The following is a 16,959-nucleotide window of genomic DNA, read 5'->3' on the forward strand; positions in this document are numbered from 1 at the left end:
GGCCTGTCGGTCGGGACCCCCGGTGTCGAGGACGCCGCCGCCTCCCGGGGTGACAGCGGCAAGGCCGGTGTCTCCGGCAAGACGGTCGCCGCCGGCGCCGCGGCCGCCGCGGCGGGGATCGCTGCCGCCGCCGCCGCGAAGCACCGCTCCGACCGGGACCAGGACACCGACCGGGTCACGGTCAGCGAGCCGGACTACGTGGTGACCGAGACCGAGGTGGTGACCCCGGTGACGGAGACCACCACCTACCCGACCGGCACCGAGCCGGGTCATCGGCTCTGATCGTCCACACCGCACGATCAGCCCCCCGCCCGAAGTCGAGGCGGGGGGCTGATCGTGTCCGGTCGGGTTCCGGGTCAGGAGACCGTGAAGCTGCGGGCCGGGCTCCGGGCCTCCAGGTGGTCGCTGTCCGCCGGCTTGCGGACCCGGTACCAGTAGGTGCCGCGCGCGGCCGGCTTGACGGTGAACGCGTACGCGCTGGTCGAGGTGAGCTTCCCGGTCGCCACGTCCTTCCACACCCCGCCGATCGACCGTTGAAGATAGATGGTCTGGCTGGGGTGGCCCGGGGTGACCGTGCCGGAGAGGGTCACCGTCCCACCGAGCGCGAACGACGTCCGAGACAGCTTCGCGCTGAGGTACGGGGCCACCGACACCAGCTTCAGCTGACTGGCCGCCCCGATGTACGCCTGACCGGTGGTCTCGTCGTTCGAGCCGCGGTAGACCCACTTGTACTCGGTACTGGCATCCGGTCGCAGCCCCGGGTACGTCAGCGCACCGGTGCTGGTGCTGGTCGCACTGCCCAGATAGGTGAAGCTGGTGGCGCCCTTGGGCCGGGCGTGCAGCTGCACCGACGTGAAGGCGATCGCCGCCCCGGTGTCCGTACGGGTCAACCGCCCGGTCACCGTCACCTGGGCGGTGCCGTGCACCAGCGAGGTCGGGCTGCTGGCGATGGTGGTGGCGGTGCCGGCCGCCCGGGCCGTCGAGACCTTGCTGAGGTTGCCCGCCTTGTCCCGCACCCAGGCGGAGAAGCTGTACGTGGTGCCCGGGGTGAGGTTGCCGACGTACCCGTTGGACGGGACCTCGGTGCCGGAGGTGGGCGAGGAGGGCGGGGTGGTGCCCGTCGCCATCCGCACGATCGTCCGGTCGTAGTCGATGACCCGGGGCAACACCCCCAACCGCACGTGCACGCCTCGGTACGTGCCGATCACCGAGAAGCTGGACAGCGGCCCCGGCGGCAGGTCCCTGGTCTTGAAGGTGGTGGTGAACGGATCGCTCTGGGTTACCCCGGCGGTGTCGGTCACCCCGTCCACCACTATCCGGTACGGGTTGTTGTCGAACAGCAGCTCCTTCGGCACGATCGTCACCACGTTGCCGGTCACCGTCAGGTTGGCGTCGACGTGGTAGCGGCCGCGGCCGTCGAGCAGCTGGACCGTGTTGCCGGTGACCGACCCGGGCGCCACCGGGCGGGTGAACGTGACGGTGGGTCGGAGGGTGACCGGCTGGTCCAGGGCGAAGTCGGCCGGCGAGACGTCCCGCACCCACACCTGCTCCCCGGCCGGCGGGGCGGTGCCGGCGGCGGCATCGGTCAGCTTCAACCAGTACGCGCTGGAGTGGCTGCCGTTGTCGTTGCGCACGGCGACGTAGTGCCGGCCGGCGTCCACGGTGGCGGTGAGCTGCTCCGTGCCGCTCCTGCCGGTGGCGTCGGCGGCGGCGATCCGGCGCAGGTCGGCGTCGTAGAGGGTCATCGCCAGGTCGGGGTTGTGCGACAGCGCCGAGTAGTCAGTCGGCCGGAGCGACAGGGTGGTCCCCCTGCGGGCCGCGACATCGAAGCGGTACCAGTCGACGTCACCGCCGGTGTTGATCCGGCCCCAGGTCTCGATGGGAGCCACCGGGGTGGCCCGCGCCGGGACGTCGTTCGGCTCCGACGGGTACATGTCGGGCTGCGGGAAGGGCAGCGACGTGCCGGTGCTGCCGACGGCCCGGAAGGAGTCCACCACGCCGTAGCCGTAGTAGGGGTCCAGGCCGCGGGGCCCGGAGTCCCGGGCGGTCATGGTCAGCCGCTCGCGGACCCGGGCCGGGGTGAAGTCCGGGTACTTCGTGCGGACCAGCGCGGCGACGCCGGAGACCAGAGCCGCCGAGAAGGACGTCCCGTCGACCACCGGGTAGGACTGGTCCAGGCCGGTGGAGTGGATCTTCAGCCCGGGAACGACGAGGTCGAGCCAGTCGCCGTACGAGCTGAAGTCGGTCAGGTTGCCGCCGCCGTCGGTGGCGCCCACGGCGATGACCTCCGGGTACGCCGCCGGGTACTGCGCCACGCCGGTGCCCTCGTTGCCGGCGGCGGCCACCACCACCGCGCCCCTGCCGGTGGCGTAGGTGATCGCCTCGTGCAGGGCCGGGTTGTCGTCGGGCCCGACCAGCGACAGGTTGATCACCGTGGCACCGTGGTCGGCGGCCCAGACGATCCCCTCGATGATGTCCGAGTCGGAGCCGCTGCCGTCGGCGCCGACCGCCTTGACCGGCATGATCCGGCCACCCCAGGCCACCCCGGCGATGCCCTTGCCGTTGTCGGTGTCGGCGGCGGCCACGCCGGCGACCATGCTGCCGTGCCCGTTGTCGTCGACCGGCTGCGCGGCCGGGTCGATCGCGTTGAAGCCGGGCACCAGACGCCCGGCCAAGTCCTCGTGCGTGAGGTTCACGCCGGTGTCGACCACGGCGATCACCTGGCCGGCGGAGGACTTGACGTAGTCCCACGCCTTCGGCAGCCGCAGGACGTTCAGCGGGGGAAACTGGTCGCCGGCCATGGCCGGGTCGTTCGGCACGGCGGCGGTGTGTCGCCGGTGGTCCAGCGAGGCGGCGGCGACCGACGGGTCCGTGCGCAGGGCGGCCAGCAGGTCGGTGGCGGGACCGGCGGCGCGTACCTTGACCCAGCCGGTGCCCCGCACCGGCGCGTCGACCCGCGCGGCGCGGCGGGTCAGGGCCGCGGCCCGCTTCGGGGCGGAGACGCCGGACCTGAAGCGGACCAGCACGGCGTGCGGGTCGGCGTCGGTGGACGCGGTGGAGGCTGTGCTGGTGGGCTGGGCGGATGACGGCGCGGCCTGGGCCGACGCCACGGGAGACAACGTCCCCGTGACGGTCAGGGCGAGCGTGACCACCGCCAGACGGCGGAGAGCCAAGGGGAACCCCCGTGATCTGCGGTGCCGGTCCCCACAGGACGACGGCGAGGTGCCCGAAGTCTGACAGAGCGGGACCCGCCCGGGCGGCCCCACCGATCGGCCGTCGGCGGCGTCCGCCCAGCTCAGCGCGGGTTCACCGGCTCCGGTGTCGGATAGCCGTCAGCCCCCTGCCGGCGTAACGGCAGGGGGCTGACGGGGGGTGGTTCGGGTCAGGAGACGGTGACGGTCCGCGTCGGGCTGTAACCCGCCGCGTGGTCACTGTCCGCCGGCTTGTACACCCGGTAGGAGTAGGTGCCCCGGGCCGGCGGCTTGATCGAGAACGCGTACGCGCTCGTCGACGACAACGCCTTGCTGGTCTCGGTCTTCCACACTCCGGAAACCAACCGCTGCAGGTAGACGGCCTGACCGGCGTGCGCCGGAGCCACACTGCCCGACAGCGTCGCCGAGCCACCCAACGCGAACGACGTCCGCGACAGGTTCGCATACACCACCGGCGCCACCGCCACCGACCGCAACACGCTGGACGCACCGACGAACGCGCCCGAACCCCGGTACGTCCACATGTACTCCGCCGACCAGGTCGGCTTGTGGGTGTACGCCACGTACCCGACGCTGTTCGACGTCACCGTCGCGATCCGGCTGAACGTCGTGGTGCCCTTACGGCGCACCATCAGCTCCACCGGAACACCGGCGATCGCCGCACCGGTGTCCTTCCGGACCACCTTCCCCGACACCTGCACCGACTTGCCATAGGTCAACCCGGTCACGCTGCTGGTGATGCTGGTCGCCGTACCGGTCGCCCGGCCTGTGGAGACCGCGCTGTAGTGCCCGGTACGGTCCTTGACCCACACCGAGAACGAGTACGTCGAGCCCGCCACCAGGTTCTTGGCGGTGACGGTGGTGCCGGTGCCCGCGTACACCGAGGTGCCGGACGTCGGCGAGGTCGGCGCCGTGGTCCCGGCGGCCATCCGCACGACCACCTGGTCCAGGTCGGAGATCGACGGCAGGGTCCAGCTCAGCGTGGCGGCCCGGTAGCCACCCTTGACGGCCAGCGAGCCGACCTTGCCGGGCGCGGTGTCCACGGTCCGGAAGACGCTGGAGTACGCCGGGGACATGGTGACACCCGAGCTGTCCTTCACGCCGCTGGCGACGATCCGGTACGGGGTGTTGTCCTGGAGCGGCCCGTTCGGGGTCAGGGTGACGCTGTTCCCGACCGGCGTCAGGCTGGTCGGGACCGTGCCACCGGTGCGGCCGTTGACCAGCCTGACGGTGCTGGTGGTCACCGACTCCGGCAGCAGCGGACGCGCGAAGGTGACGCTCGGCGTGGTGGTGACCGGCTGGCCGAGGGCGTTGGGTGCCGGGTTCACGTTCCGTACCCAGAGCTGCTGGCCGGCCGGCGCGACCGCCCCCACCACCGGGTTCACCGCGGTGGTCAGGTTGTACGCGGTGCCGCGGGAGCCGTTGAAGCTGCGCACCGACAGGTAGTACGTGCCCGGGTCCAGGTCGGCCTTGAGCTGCTCGCCGACGCCCGGCCCGTAGGCATCCTGCTGACGGATCAACCGCAGGTCGGCGTTGTAGAGCCCGACCACCGGGTCGAAGCTCTGCGCGACGGTGTCCGAGATGCTGCCCCCGGAGACCAGCGAGGACCACTGCTGCTGCGCCGTCACCTGGAAGCGGTACCAGTCGAAGTCACCCTCGATGCCCACGGAGCCGGAGGTGGTGCCGACCGGCAGCGGCGTCGCCCGGTCGGGGGTGTCGTTGCCGTCGCCCCCGGGGCCGGTCAGCTCGGTCGTCCACCGACCGCCGAGCGCCTGGTACGCGTCGACGAAGCCGTAGCCGTAGTAGGGGTCGATGCCGCGCGGGCCGGCGTCCCGGGTGGCCCAGCGCAGCCGGGCCATCACCTGCGCCGGGGTCATCGTCGGGTACTTGGTGCGGATGAGCGCCGCGATGCCGGAGACCAGCGGCGCCGCGTACGAGGTCCCGCTGGCGCCGTCGACGACGTACCAGTCGTTCTCGGTCGGGTAGATCGAGTTCCAGGCGGTGCTGGTGAGGTTGAAGCCGGGGGCCGCGACGTCGACCCAGTCGCCGGAGGAGCTGAAGTCGGTCACCCGGCCGACGTAGTCGGTGGCGGCCACCGCGAGCGCCTCCGGGTAGGCCGCCGGGTACTGCGTGGTGCCGTCGCCGTCGTTGCCGGCGGCCACCACGACCACCGCGCCCTTGTTGTAGGCGTACTTGATCGCGTCGTGCAGGACCTGGTTGTCCTCGGTGCCGCCCAGGGACAGGTTGATCACCTTGGCGCCGTGGTCGGCGGCCCAGATCACGCCGTCGGCGATGTCGGAGTCGTAGCCGCTGCCGGTCTTGTCGAGGACCTTGACCGGCATGATCCGGGAGGTCCAGGAGGCGCCGGCGACCCCGATGGCGTTGTTGGTGTTCGCGCCTGCGACGCCGGCCACCTCCGTGCCGTGGCCGAAGTCGTCCTGGTAGCTGGCCGCCGTGGTCGACTTCGTGATGGCGTTGTAGCCGGCCACCGTGCGGCCGGTCAGGTCCTCGTGGGTGGTGCGGACGCCGGTGTCCACCACCGCGATGATCTGCGCGGTGGAGCCCTTCGAGACGTCCCAGGCCTGCGGCAGCCGCAGCGACTTCAGGTACTCCTGGTCGCCGTAGGCGTAGAACTCGTCGTTGGGCGAAGCGGTGGTCCGCCGCTGGTAGTCCAGCGAGACGCTGGCGACGGTCGGGTCCTTGCGGAGGGCGGCCAGCAGCTCGGTGGCCGAGCCCTCGGTGGACACCTTGACGTAGCCGGTGCGCCCCACCTGGGAGGCGATCCGGGCGGCCCGGCGGGACAGCGCCCTGTCCTTGGCGGACCGGGCGGTGCCGGACTTGAACTTCACCAGGACGGCGTGCGGGTCGTACGCCTGGGGTGTACGGGCCGCCGGGCGCTCGGGCCGCGGCAGTCGCTTGGTGATCGAGGTGTGGTCGGTGGACGGCGCGGCCTGGGCGGTCGAGAGCGCGGGAACCAGCGATCCCGTGACGGCCAGGGCGAGCGCGGCCACCGCCGAACGGCGGAGAGCCAAGGAAAACCCCCGTATAGGGCGAGCCCGCGAAGGGCAGGTGAGCCCCGGTCGCCCCGGTGGGGACGCCGGACCAGCGCAGTTTGCCAGGAATCGATCGCGGCAGACAGCACCGAACGGTTGGTACGAGACCTGACCGTTGGGACGGTACCGTACCGTCCCGCTTCGCACTGTCCCTCAGTGGCCGATCGGCCCGGTCCACTCAGGTGCAAGCAGTGACCAGACCTCGGTGTCGTGGCGTACGCCCTGGTAGAGACACTCTTCGCGGAGCACCCCGTCGCGGCGCATCCCGAGCCGGCGGGCGACGTTGCTGCTGGCGGTGTTCTCCGGGCGGCAGTGCCACTCGACGCGGTGGATGCCGCGCACCCGCACCGCCCAGTCGACGAGACGCCCGGCCGCCCGGGTGATCAGGCCCCGGCCCTGCCCGGCCGGCTCCAACCAGCAGCCCAGCTCGCAGGTGCCGGCGGCGGCGTCGAAGGAGACGAACATCGTGCCGCCGACCAGGGTGCCGTCGAGCCAGATGCCGTAGAGCCGGCCGGCGTCGCGGGCGGCCAGGTCGGCGAAGCGCTGGAGGATGGACCGGGCCGACTCGACGTCGGTGGCCCGGCTGGCCCAGGGGATCCACGGGTCGACCGCGGCCCGGGCCCGGTCCATGTGGGCCAGGTACTCCTCGGCCTGCCACGGTTCCAGCGGGCGCAGCTCGGCGCCGCCGGTCAGCTCGATCGAGAACATCCGAGCACTGTATCGGCGCGGGGGCGTCCGTCGGGTCCGGTCAGGGGCGGCTCTGAGTGGTGGTGCCCAACGGGTCCAGGTGCTCGGCGGTGGCGTCGTCCGCGGTCGTCGAGTGGCTCAGCTCGGCCCAGCGCTCGTCCTCGGCGAGCAACTCGCGGCCGGCCGCGGTGGCGTACCGGTAGGCGTCCGGGCCCACCAGCAGCCGCAGCGGCGGTTCGTCCATGCCGGCGATCCGCAGCACCAGCTCCGCGACCTTCGCCGGATCGCTGGCCATGGTGCTGCGACTGTCGTGTACGCGGGCCGAGACCCCGACGGTCGACTCGTAGTCCGGGCCGATCGGCGCCACCCGCATCGACGAGCCCGCCCAGTCGGTGCGCATGCCGCCCGGCTCCAGCACGGTGACCCTGATGCCCAGCGGCGCCACCTCCTTGGCGAGGACCGAGGAGAAGCCGCCGATCGCCCACTTGGCGGTCTGGTACGCGCCGAGACCCGGCGTCGCCAGCCGGCCGCCGACCGAGGAGACCTGTACGACGTGTCCGGCCCGCTGCCGGCGCAGGACCGGCAGCGCCGCCCGGGTGACGTTCACGACACCGAAAAGGTTGGTGTCGACCTGGGCCCGGAAGTCGTCCGGGTCGCCTTCCTCGATGCTGGCCATGTTGGCGTACCCGGCGTTGTTGACCAGCACGTCCAGCCGGCCGAACCGGTCGACGGCGGTCCGCACGGCCTCGTCGGCCGCCGCCGGGTCGGTCACGTCCAGGGGCACCACGACCAGGTGGTCGCCGTGGCCGGCGGCCAGGTCGTCGAGGCTGGCGGTGGTCCGGGCGCCGGCGACCACGTCGTGGCCGGCCGCGAGGGCCGCCGCCACGATCGCCCGCCCGAGCCCCCGGGACGCGCCGGTGACCAGGAAGACAGACATTGGTTCCTCCTTCTCGCTCCCGGTCGGGAGCTTTTCAACTAACTGGTTATTTAGAACCTACCTCCGTCAGCGGCCGGCTGCCAACCAACCGGTCGGTAGAGTCGAGGGATGGGTGAAAGGTGGCCACGGGACGCCGAGCAGACCCGCCGGCGGCTCCTCGACGCCGCCCGGGACGAGTTCGCCGCCGTGGGGATCGCGGGTGCCCGGGTCGATCGGATCGCCGCCGCCGCCGGCAGCAACAAGGCGCAGATCTACCACTACTTTGGCAGCAAGGACGGGCTCTTCGACGCGGTCTTCGAGGAGATCGCCCGAACGACCGTCGACGAGATCCCGATCGACGCGACCGACCTTCCCGGGTACGCCGGCCGGCTCTTCGACTCCTACCGACAGCGGCCCTGGGTGCAGCGGCTCGCCACCTGGTACCGCCTGGAGCGTGGCGCCGACAGCGCGCTGGAGATCATCCGCTCCGGCAACAGCGCCAAGATCGCGGCAATCGCCGCCGCGCAGGCGGACGGCACGGTTCCGGACACCTTCACCCCGGAGGAACTCCTCGGCCTGGTGCTGCACCTGTCCGGCTTCTGGAGCGCCACCACCCCCGAGTACGCCGCCCTCGTCGACGGGATCGACCCGGGACGACGGCGGGAGGTCGTGGTGCTGGCCGTCGCCGCCCTGGTGGGTCCACCCCCCGGACGGTGACGTGGCGGCAGCCGCAGCGCCTGATACGACTGCCCGCCACGGGCACCGACCTCAGTGCCAGTCGCTGATCCGCACGTCGTGCGGGTGCGGTGCGCCGGCGCCGGTCTCCACCAGCTGCTTCAGGCTCACCAGGAACGTGGCCCACTTGGTGCTGCAGTGGTACATGAACTCCACCGGCTCGGCCCAGCCCTCGTGCCGGAACAGCACGATCGTCCAGTCGCCGGCCCGCTTCAGGTCGAAGACCACCCGGGTGCCGATCCACTCGGCCGGACCGTCGGTGACCTCCCACTCGACCCGCTCGTTCGGCCGCTGGTCGAGCACCTTCATGTCGAATCCGCCCGGCTCGCCGAAGCGGAACCGGATGGTGCCGCCGACGGCCACGTCCCCCGTGGTGTCGGTGGTCCACCAGGCGGCCAGTCCGTCCCGGGTGGTCAGTGCGTCGTACACCTTCTCGGCGGCGGCGGTGGCGCCGACGCGGTGCAGGATCTCAGCCATGGTCGCTCCCCTCTTCCTCGTTCGCGGCGTGCGGATGGGCCTGCCGGGAGCGGTGGACTGCCTCGGCGATCGTCCTGATCCGGCGCAGTCGGGCGTCCCAGGCCGCACCGACCGAGGCGAGTTGGGCTACCGCGCGGGCGAGTTGGGCGTCGTCTACCCGGTAGCGCCTCTCCCGCCCGACGGTCGTCGCGTGGACCAGGCCGGCGCGGTCGAGGACGTCGAGGTGCTTGGCGACGGCCTGCCGGGTGACCGGAAGATGCTCGCTGAGGCTGGTCGCCGTGCCGGCGCCGTCGCTGAGCAGCCGGTCCAGCAGGCGACGCCGGGTGGGGTCGCCGACCGCCGACCAGAGGTCGTCGTCGATGGCGGTGGTCACGGCCGTGCCGGCTGCCGGTCGTCGCGCTCCGCCCCGGGTACGCGGGTGGCGCGCTCGGCGATCCGGGGCAGGAAGAAGTCCCAACCGGTGACGTGCTCGTGGTACGCCTTCTCCAGCGCGGCGATCTCCCAGCCGCGCTCGCGGAAGCCGGTCTCGGTGAGCCGGAGCCGCGTGCCGTCCCCCACCGGGGTCAGCTCGAACGTCACCAGCAGCGAGTTGGCGGCGGTGGCGGTCCGGCCGGCGTCCTGCGTCCAGCGGAACGAGAAGAGCCGGGGCGGTCTCACCTCCACCACGGTGATCGGTACGACGTCCGTCCGGCCGGCCGCCTCGTCGCGCCAGGTCAGCTCGCCGGTGCTGCCCACGACCGGCTCGATGTCGGTCTCGGCGTTCCACCAGTCGCGGATGTGGGCGGGGTTGCTGACGACGTCGAACACCGTTTCCGGTGGCGCGTCCACGTGGATCTCCCGCTCGATGCTCCCGTACTCCATGCCCGGCTCTCCTCGTGACTAGAGCAACCTTTGGTTGCTTGTCACTCTAGGGAGCCCGAGGGCGATAGCGCAACCATTGGTTGCGAAAAGTGCCGGCGGTGGACGGGGCTTCCCGTCCACCGCCGGCCGGCGCCCGAGCCGACTCAGCTCAGGCGGTCAGTCCTGTCAGGCCATGCCGGGCGCGACGCCGTACGAGGCGACCTTCGGGTCCGCACCGAAGCGGTTCTCGCCACGGGTGCCCTCCATCACGAAGAACACGAGCAGGACGATGGCCCCGACCAGCGGGACCAGCACGATCAGCAGCCACCAACCCGAGCGGTTGGTGTCGTGCAGCCGCCGCACGCCCACGGCGAGGCTCGGCAGCAGGAGGGCCAGGGTGACGATGAGCCCGATGATGCCGAGCGAACTCGGCCCCGAACCCATCCGGGTCCCGAACGCACCATCCAGGACGCTGGCCAGGATGCTGACGACCCAGGAGAAGAGGGCGAACCACCAGTACTCGGACCGGCGGGCCCGACCGCCGAAGGTCGCGTACTTGGCAAAGACTGACTTGACAGCGTCAACGGGGGACATGAGAGCTCCAGGGTGGCGAGATATCGAGACCTGCAAGGTCGATTGCGACGCAGCAAAGCAGGTGCACCCCGGGAGGTCAACGTCCTTTCGGTGACGTCTGCCCAAAGTAGCCGCGTGGCTTCCCCGCGGACCCGCAGCTGATGATCACGGTGATGAGGTCCGATCAGTCCGTGGTCACCCGTCCGATCGCGATCCCGTTGCGCGCCGCGATCAGGCCGAGCAACTCCCGGCCCAGCCCGGCCGGGGCTCTGACCCGGCCACCACCGCTCGACACCGCCTGCGGACAGGTCGCGTCGCCCAGCACCACGGTGACGCTGCCGAGGCTGATTCCGACCGCACCGGGCTGCCGCAGCGTGCACTCCTCACCCGGCCGCACAGGATCGCGCAGTGCGGTGAGGGCGGTGCGGATCCGGGCGAGGGTCTTGGCATCCGTCGCGACGACCATGGCGTTGCTGGGAGGCGCGGCGCTGGTGGCGCTGGTGATCCGGCCGGGCAGCGCCAGGCCACCGGAGGCCGGGGCCGCCGGGCCGGCGGGCCAGGTCACGCGGTCGAGCAGCTGCTCACGCTGCTGCTCGTCACCGGAGATGACGGCCGCCGTCGCCTCGATCCGCTGCGTGAAGGGGCGGTAGGCCCACGCGGACGGGACGAAGAAGGCCGCGGCCTCCTCGGCCTGGAGCAGCTGACCGTCGTTGACCACGAGCCGGGCCGGGTTGACCGTCGGCGCAAAACCCCGTTCCACGACAGCCACCCACGCCTGACCATCCGACCTGCACTCGACGGGCCCGCCTCGCGGCGAGCCGGCCAGCGCCGCCGTACCCCGGAACTGCCACCCCGCGGCGAGGTAGACGGTGTGCGGCTCGGCGGTGCACGGGTCGAAGTCCGCCACCTCGCTCGTCCGCCAGCCGTCCGGGACGGCCACCGACACGCCCCCCAGGCTCACCGTGGTCCCGGCCGCCCCCACGGTCCCGGACCGGTTGGGAGCCGACACCGCGGAGGGCAGGGCCAGAACGACGGCAGCCATCGCGGCCACGACCGAGCCGGCGGCTGCCCAGGCACGGCGGCGACGTCGCACGCTACGCCGCCCGCGGCCGAGCAGCAGGGAGGCCGGATCGGTCTCGGTCGGGGTCACGGCAGCGGCTGCGCGATCGAGCAGCTCCCGAATGTGGGTGGGATTCACGGCGTCCCCTTGGCGGATTCGGCGAACAGGCCGCTGGCTCGCAATGCCGCCAGGGCCCGGGAGGTACGACTCTTGACCGTTCCGACCGCGACTCCGAGGGTCTGCGCCACCTCGGCCTCGGAGGCGTCGGACCAGAATCGCAACACGAGCACCACCCGCTGGTCGGCGGGCAGCCGGCGCAGACCGGTGAGCACCTGCACGCTGAGATCGGACTGCTCCGCGAAGTCACCACGGGAGCCCTCCGGAAGTTCCTCGGTCGGCACCTCGCCGCGCCAGCGCCGGCGCCTGGCCCGCATCGCGGTACGGACCATCACCTGCCGGACGTACGCCTCCGGTCGCCCCTCGGGCACGGCCAACCGGCGCCACGACCGATAGGCCGCGATCAGGCCCTCCTGGGCGAGATCCTCACCCAGCCGCCCGTCCCCGGTCAGCAGGGCGCCGAAGCGGACGATCTCGCGGTACCGGCTGGCGACGAACTCCTCGTAGCCGTCGGGTTCCGCCCTGCGAAGCAAGCCCATACCCCATTAAGGGACCTGGACCCGCCCGATGGTTCCGTCCAACCTGGCCTGTTCTGACGACTCCCCGGCCCGCGGCCACCCCTGGCTCGCCGGCCGGGCACCCGATCCGGATGCCCGGCCGGCGACCGCTCCTGGTGGTTACAGGTACGGGCGGGTGATCAACTCGATGGCGTGGCCGGCCGGGTCCTTGAAGTAGACCCCCCGGCCGCCGTGCTCGTCGTTGGTCTCACCCGGGCGGCGCATCTGCGGATCCGCCCAGTGCTCGACGCCCTGGTCACACAGGCGTCGGTACGCCCGGTCGAAGAGCTCGTCGTCGACCAGGAACGCGTAGTGCTGCATCTGGATCTCCACCGGCGGCTCGGCGAACTGGAGCAGCACGCCGTCGGTGAGCTGGATGTTGGTGAACAGCCCCCAGGAGGGCGCCTCGGGCAGCTCCAACAGCTCCCGGAAGAACCGCGCCGACTCGTCGCGGTTCCTGGCGGCGATGATGGTGTGGTTGAACGAAACTGACACTCGACTGACCTCACGGTGCTCGAAACGGAACGGGACCCTGCGGTGCGCAGCCGCCGGGAGGTCCACGTGCCGAACATCGAGGGTGCGCTCTGCGCACCCGTCGCGCGGTCAGCCCTCCACCGGGTCACCGATCCGTGCGTGGCAGAGTGCCGGTCCGGTGTTCACGACCGGTGACCCTACCCGGCCCGATCGACGCCGGCAAACATCATGGGCCGCCCGCCGGTCACCGGGGCCGGTCACGGACGGGGCAACGACTCGGGGTACGCGACGCTAGTATCTCCCCGTTCTGAGCAGCAGCGGGGAGGAAGAACCAGGTGCGAGGAAAGCTAACGGCCGGCGTCCTGATGGCGCTGGCCTTCCTGACTCCGGCGGCGCCGGCGATGGCCCAGACCGAACCGCCGGTGCTGAACGAGGCCTGTCAGACGGTCGAGCGCAAGGTGTACACGGACATCCGCGAGCTGGTCACCATCGACCTGGACACCGCCACGGACGTGGAGGTGCGCGTACTGGCCGCCCAGATCCTGTACGCGGCGAACACCAACTCGCTGGTCGTCCTGCCCAAGGCGCTCCAGGAGCAGCTCGACGGCACCGCGGACGAGCTGCGCGCCTTCCTCAAGGACGGCGTGCGGAAGGCCTGGGCAGCGGACCTGCGGCTCGCCGCGGTCCGGACGTTGACGGGCGCCGGACCCAACGTGCAGGCGGCTGCCCAGAAGGCACTCGACGAGGGCACCATCGAGGCCCACCTGGCCTACCTGAACGACGGGCTGTACGCCGCGCGTGCGCTCGACTGCGCCGCTCAGCCCTCCCCGTCAGCGACGTCCCAGCCCGCACCGACGCCGACGGCACAGCCCACGCCGACCGCGACGTCCCAGCCCGTGCCAACGTCGAGCGCCACGCCCAGCGCCACCACGACGACCGCGCCGACGCCCGCTCCCTCCGCCAGTGTGGGCGCTCCCGGCGGCGGTGAGGGCGGTGGGCTGCCCGTTACCGGCGCCGACACCATGACCGTGGTCGGCGTCGGCGGCGCGCTCCTGGCCCTCGGTGGCGCGGGTTACGTGATCGGACGTCGACGCCGGTCCCGCTTCGTGGCGTAGCTCGCTCGACGCGCCCGGCTCGATGGCTTCGTCGGACCGGGCGCGATCGGCGACAGTGGCCCGCTCCCTGCGTTCAGCCGGTGGTCCGCGATGGGAACCGGCGTGGTCGGCCTCGGGAAACGGCAGAAGCCCAGGTCTGTGACCTGGGCTTCTGTACCGAGCCGCCTGACGGAATCGAACCGTCGACCTACGCATTACGAGTGCGTCGCTCTAGCCGACTGAGCTAAGGCGGCAACGATCGTCAAGTGTACGGCACCCCACCCCGGACGACCGAACGGGATACCCCCACCCGAGCCGATCCGGACATCGAGGCATGTTCGGTCGCCCGGCGGACAGCGTTCCCCCACGATCCGGGCGTACGCTCCCGCGCGTGAGCGACGATCGCGTACCGGCCGGGAACCCCGACCAGCCCGACGCAGCCGGTGGGCCGGCCGGCGCGGAGCTGCCCCGGGCAGCGCACCGGCCGCGCAGCACCGATCCGCTGGAGCTGGGCTTCACCCCGCGCAAGCCGGTGCCGTGGCTGGCGCCGTTCCTGCTGATCAGCACCGGCATCCGTACGCTGCTGGCGATGCTCTTCGGGGCGTACCTGGACAAACGGGAGCTCCAGAACGCGCTGGACGCCAAGATCTCCAAGCAGGTCGGGCCGGACGGCGGGCTGTGGCTGGACTACGTGGCCGACCTGGGCGACGGCTTCGACGCCACGTACTCGATCGCCTACCTGCTCGCCCAGCCGGAGCTGACGGTGGACGGGCACCGGCTGCCCCGGGCGCAGACCCTGGTGATGGGGGGCGACCAGGTCTACCCGTCGGCCAGCTACGCCGCCTACGAGGACCGCTGCAAGGGGCCGTACCAGGCGGCGCTGCCGGCCAGCCCGCCCGACCGGCCGACGCTCTTCGCGGTCCCCGGCAACCACGACTGGTACGACGGCCTGACCGCGTTCCTGCGGCTCTTCGTCCGGTCCCGGGACCGGCACTTCGGCGGTTGGGGCACCGGCCAGTCCCGGTCGTACTTCGCGATCGAGCTGCCGGCCGACTGGTGGCTGCTGGGGCTGGACGACCAGTCCGGCTCGTACCTGGACGACCCGCAGCTCAGCTACTTCGACGACGTGGCGAAGAAGCTGACCGCCCGGAGCCGGGTGATCCTGGCGGTGCCGGCGCCGACCTGGGTCAAGGCCGTCGACCACCCCACCGCGTACGACTCGATCGACTACTTCGTGCGGACCATCGTCGCCCCGACCGGGGCGCAGGTGCGGCTGCTGCTCTCCGGCGACCTGCACCACTACGCCCGGTACGCCGGCCCGGAGCGGCAGCTGATCACCTGCGGGGGCGGCGGCGCGTACCTCTACCCCACGCACATGTTGCCGGAGCGACTGGAGGTGCCGCCGCGGGACACCCTCGCGCGGCGGGCCAGCGTCACCCGCGAGTACGACCTGGTCGCCCGGTTCCCGGAGAAGTCCCGGTCGAGGCGGTACGGCTGGGGGATCTTCGCCCGGCTGCCGTTCCGCAACCCGGGCTTCACCACCCTGCTCGGTACCCTGCACACGCTGCTGATGCTGGCGATGGCCGGGGTGGCCAACGACCGGGCCGGCACCACCGAGCAGCGGCTGTTCAGCGTACCGTTGATGATCATGGTGGTGGTGACGCTGCTCGGCGCCGCCTTCTTCGCCAAGCCACCCAGCGCCGGCGGCAAACGGCACGCCCGGCACTGGATCCTCGGCGTCAGCCACGGCGTGGCACAGCTGGCGCTGGCCGCCGTCGGCACCTGGGTCTGGCTGATGCTGCCGTTCTACGGGTGGCCCTGGCCGCTGCCGGCGGTCGCCGCCGCGGTCGTGTACGGGCCGGTCATCGGCTTCGTCGCCGCCGAGCTGGTGGCGGCATACCTGCTGGTGGCGGGGGCGTTCGGAGTGAACGTCAACGAACTCTTCGCCGCGCAGGGCATCGAGGACTCGAAGTCCTTCCTCCGCCTGCGCATCGACCCCGACGGCACCCTCACGATCTACCCGATCGCGGTCGACCGTGTCTCCCGGGACTGGCAGATCAACCCCGACCAGTCCCCCCAGTCCTCCTGGCTGACCCCCACCCGCCCCCTGACCCCCCACCTGGCCGAACCCCCCATCACCCTCCACTGACCCCGCCCAGCGCGTTGATCATGAAGTTAGCGGCGTAAAAGGAGATCCACTTCGACGCTAACTTCATGATCAACGGGGCGGGGTGCGGGGAGAGGCGCGGGGAGGATCCGGGTTCAGGGGGTGTAGTGCTGGTCGTGGGCTTGGCGGGGGGCGCAGACGGAGGCGCGGGAGCAGGCGCAGCGGGAGCCGTCGGCGTCCAGCCGCACGGTGACCGTGTCCCGGGGGACGCTGTGGCCGATCACCTTGCCGTCGCCCTCCGGGGTGCTCACCCGACTGCCGACCGCCGGGGCGGACTCCTGGAACCGCTGGTAGAGCGGGTGTTCGTACTTCAGGCAGCACATCAGCCGGCCGCACGCCCCGGAGATGCGCAGCGGGTTGAGCGGCAGATCCTGGTCCTTGGCCATCCGGATGGTGACCGGCTCGAAGTCCTTGAGGAAGGTGGCGCAGCACAGGTCCCGGCCGCACGAGCCGATGCCGCCCTGCACCCGGGCGGAGTCCCGCGCGGATAGCTGGCGCAGCTCGACCCGGCAGTGCAGGGTGGCGCCCAGGTCCCGGACCAGTGACCGGAAGTCCACCCGGTGCGGCGCGGTGAAGTAGACGGTGGTCCGCTCACCGCCACCCTCGGCCGGGCCGAGGACGTGGTCGACGGCGACCACCTTCATCGGCAGGCCGTGCTCGCGGATCAGCCGCTTCGCGGCGACCTTCGCGTCCGCCTTGCGCCGCCGCAGCATCTCGTCGCGGCTCAGGTCGTCCTCCCGGGCTAGGCCGACCAGCTTCGGGAAACCGTCGGTGTCCTCGCCGACCCACTGCGCGGCCCAGACGCACTCGGCCACCTCGGGGCCGTCGTCGGTGGGGACCAGCACCTTGTCGCCCACCTGCGGGCTCAACTCGCCCGGGTCGAGGTAGTAGAGGCGCCCGTACCGGTTGAAGCTGACCGCGCAGAGCATGCCCATCCCCTCACCATACGTCCCGCGCCCGGCCCCGGCCCGCCGGCCGTCGCCGGACGATCACACCG

General features: G+C 71.8%; 15 protein-coding genes and 1 tRNA gene. 3 read left to right on the forward strand and 13 right to left on the reverse strand.

Going from position 1 to position 16,959, the window contains the following annotated elements; all coding sequences use genetic code 11:
* Window positions 1-356 precede the first annotated feature (356 nt).
* The 4 genes from GA0070564_RS05330 to GA0070564_RS05345 all read right to left on the reverse strand — a co-directional run bounded on the left by GA0070564_RS05330 (window position 357) and on the right by GA0070564_RS05345 (window position 7,889).
* Window positions 357-3,173: a S8 family serine peptidase gene (locus GA0070564_RS05330; protein ID WP_141714702.1), complete on the reverse strand. Its 2,817-nt coding sequence runs from the start codon at window positions 3,171-3,173 to the stop codon at window positions 357-359.
* A 209-nt stretch (window positions 3,174-3,382) separates the two neighbouring features.
* Complete coding sequence (locus GA0070564_RS05335; protein WP_176730546.1) at window positions 3,383-6,244, reverse strand: S8 family serine peptidase; 2,862 nt, start codon at window positions 6,242-6,244, stop codon at window positions 3,383-3,385.
* A gap of 174 nt (window positions 6,245-6,418) precedes the next feature.
* Window positions 6,419-6,973 (reverse strand): GNAT family N-acetyltransferase, encoded by a 555-nt coding sequence (locus GA0070564_RS05340; protein WP_091603266.1) that lies wholly within the window; start codon window positions 6,971-6,973, stop codon window positions 6,419-6,421.
* A gap of 40 nt (window positions 6,974-7,013) precedes the next feature.
* Window positions 7,014-7,889, reverse strand: coding sequence for an SDR family NAD(P)-dependent oxidoreductase (locus GA0070564_RS05345; protein ID WP_091603269.1), 876 nt, complete (start codon window positions 7,887-7,889; stop codon window positions 7,014-7,016).
* A 108-nt stretch (window positions 7,890-7,997) separates the two neighbouring features.
* Here GA0070564_RS05345 and GA0070564_RS05350 point away from each other — a divergent pair, with 108 nt between their 5' ends.
* Window positions 7,998-8,585 carry a TetR/AcrR family transcriptional regulator gene (locus GA0070564_RS05350; RefSeq protein ID WP_091603272.1) on the forward strand — a complete coding sequence of 196 codons (588 nt, stop codon included), beginning with the start codon at window positions 7,998-8,000 and terminating at the stop codon, window positions 8,583-8,585.
* Window positions 8,586-8,636: 51 nt separating this feature from the next.
* Here the strand turns inward: GA0070564_RS05350 and GA0070564_RS05355 are convergent, their stop codons facing one another.
* The 7 genes from GA0070564_RS05355 to GA0070564_RS05385 all read right to left on the reverse strand — a co-directional run bounded on the left by GA0070564_RS05355 (window position 8,637) and on the right by GA0070564_RS05385 (window position 12,722).
* Window positions 8,637-9,080: an SRPBCC family protein gene (locus GA0070564_RS05355; RefSeq protein WP_091603275.1), complete on the reverse strand. Its 444-nt coding sequence runs from the start codon at window positions 9,078-9,080 to the stop codon at window positions 8,637-8,639.
* On the reverse strand, window positions 9,073-9,453 hold the full coding sequence (locus GA0070564_RS05360; RefSeq protein WP_091603278.1) for an ArsR/SmtB family transcription factor: 381 nt from the start codon (window positions 9,451-9,453) through the stop codon (window positions 9,073-9,075). Before GA0070564_RS05360 ends, GA0070564_RS05355 begins: the two co-directional genes overlap by 8 nt.
* Entirely contained in the window at window positions 9,450-9,941 is a 492-nt protein-coding gene (locus GA0070564_RS05365; RefSeq protein ID WP_091603281.1) for an SRPBCC domain-containing protein, read from the reverse strand. Before GA0070564_RS05365 ends, GA0070564_RS05360 begins: the two co-directional genes overlap by 4 nt.
* Before the next feature lie 165 nt (window positions 9,942-10,106).
* Window positions 10,107-10,514, reverse strand: coding sequence for a DUF805 domain-containing protein (locus GA0070564_RS05370; protein WP_091603284.1), 408 nt, complete (start codon window positions 10,512-10,514; stop codon window positions 10,107-10,109).
* Between the two features lie 163 nt (window positions 10,515-10,677).
* Window positions 10,678-11,535: a hypothetical protein gene (locus tag GA0070564_RS05375; RefSeq protein ID WP_141714703.1), complete on the reverse strand. Its 858-nt coding sequence runs from the start codon at window positions 11,533-11,535 to the stop codon at window positions 10,678-10,680.
* Window positions 11,536-11,687: 152 nt separating this feature from the next.
* Window positions 11,688-12,203: a SigE family RNA polymerase sigma factor gene (locus GA0070564_RS05380; RefSeq protein WP_245669810.1), complete on the reverse strand. Its 516-nt coding sequence runs from the start codon at window positions 12,201-12,203 to the stop codon at window positions 11,688-11,690.
* Between the two features lie 144 nt (window positions 12,204-12,347).
* Window positions 12,348-12,722 (reverse strand): VOC family protein, encoded by a 375-nt coding sequence (locus GA0070564_RS05385; protein WP_091603293.1) that lies wholly within the window; start codon window positions 12,720-12,722, stop codon window positions 12,348-12,350.
* 314 nt (window positions 12,723-13,036) lie between these two features.
* Between GA0070564_RS05385 and GA0070564_RS05390 the strand changes: the two genes are divergently transcribed.
* A complete protein-coding gene (locus GA0070564_RS05390; RefSeq protein ID WP_091603296.1) occupies window positions 13,037-13,816 on the forward strand; it encodes an ALF repeat-containing protein in 780 nt (259 codons plus the stop codon).
* Between the two features lie 159 nt (window positions 13,817-13,975).
* On the opposite strand, the gene GA0070564_RS05395 is transcribed toward GA0070564_RS05390, so the two are convergent.
* Window positions 13,976-14,049, reverse strand: a tRNA-Thr gene (locus tag GA0070564_RS05395).
* An 80-nt stretch (window positions 14,050-14,129) separates the two neighbouring features.
* Between GA0070564_RS05395 and GA0070564_RS05400 the strand changes: the two genes are divergently transcribed.
* The gene (locus GA0070564_RS05400; RefSeq protein WP_425412405.1) at window positions 14,130-15,944 is read left to right on the forward strand and encodes a metallophosphoesterase family protein; all 1,815 of its coding nucleotides are present in this window, start codon (window positions 14,130-14,132) and stop codon (window positions 15,942-15,944) included.
* A gap of 113 nt (window positions 15,945-16,057) precedes the next feature.
* On the opposite strand, the gene GA0070564_RS05405 is transcribed toward GA0070564_RS05400, so the two are convergent.
* Entirely contained in the window at window positions 16,058-16,897 is an 840-nt protein-coding gene (locus GA0070564_RS05405; protein WP_091603299.1) for a PSP1 domain-containing protein, read from the reverse strand.
* Window positions 16,898-16,959 lie beyond the last annotated feature (62 nt).

It is taken from the genome of Micromonospora mirobrigensis, from assembly GCF_900091555.1.
In the GTDB taxonomy this organism is placed as follows: Bacteria; Actinomycetota; Actinomycetes; order Mycobacteriales; family Micromonosporaceae; genus Micromonospora; species Micromonospora mirobrigensis.

Excerpts from the sequence above, each read along its gene's own strand:
- GA0070564_RS05340 (WP_091603266.1), bottom strand. The coding sequence starts at position 6,973 with ATGTTCTCGATCGAGCTGACCGGCGGCGCCGAGCTGCGCCCGCTGGAA.
- GA0070564_RS05345 (WP_091603269.1), bottom strand. The coding sequence starts at position 7,889 with ATGTCTGTCTTCCTGGTCACCGGCGCGTCCCGGGGGCTCGGGCGGGCG.
- GA0070564_RS05350 (WP_091603272.1), top strand. The coding sequence starts at position 7,998 with ATGGGTGAAAGGTGGCCACGGGACGCCGAGCAGACCCGCCGGCGGCTC.
- GA0070564_RS05355 (WP_091603275.1), bottom strand. The coding sequence starts at position 9,080 with ATGGCTGAGATCCTGCACCGCGTCGGCGCCACCGCCGCCGCCGAGAAG.
- GA0070564_RS05365 (WP_091603281.1), bottom strand. The coding sequence starts at position 9,941 with ATGGAGTACGGGAGCATCGAGCGGGAGATCCACGTGGACGCGCCACCG.
- GA0070564_RS05370 (WP_091603284.1), bottom strand. The coding sequence starts at position 10,514 with ATGTCCCCCGTTGACGCTGTCAAGTCAGTCTTTGCCAAGTACGCGACC.
- GA0070564_RS05375 (WP_141714703.1), bottom strand. The coding sequence starts at position 11,535 with ATGGCTGCCGTCGTTCTGGCCCTGCCCTCCGCGGTGTCGGCTCCCAAC.
- GA0070564_RS05400 (WP_425412405.1), top strand. The coding sequence starts at position 14,130 with ATGTTCGGTCGCCCGGCGGACAGCGTTCCCCCACGATCCGGGCGTACG.
- GA0070564_RS05405 (WP_091603299.1), bottom strand. The coding sequence starts at position 16,897 with ATGGGCATGCTCTGCGCGGTCAGCTTCAACCGGTACGGGCGCCTCTAC.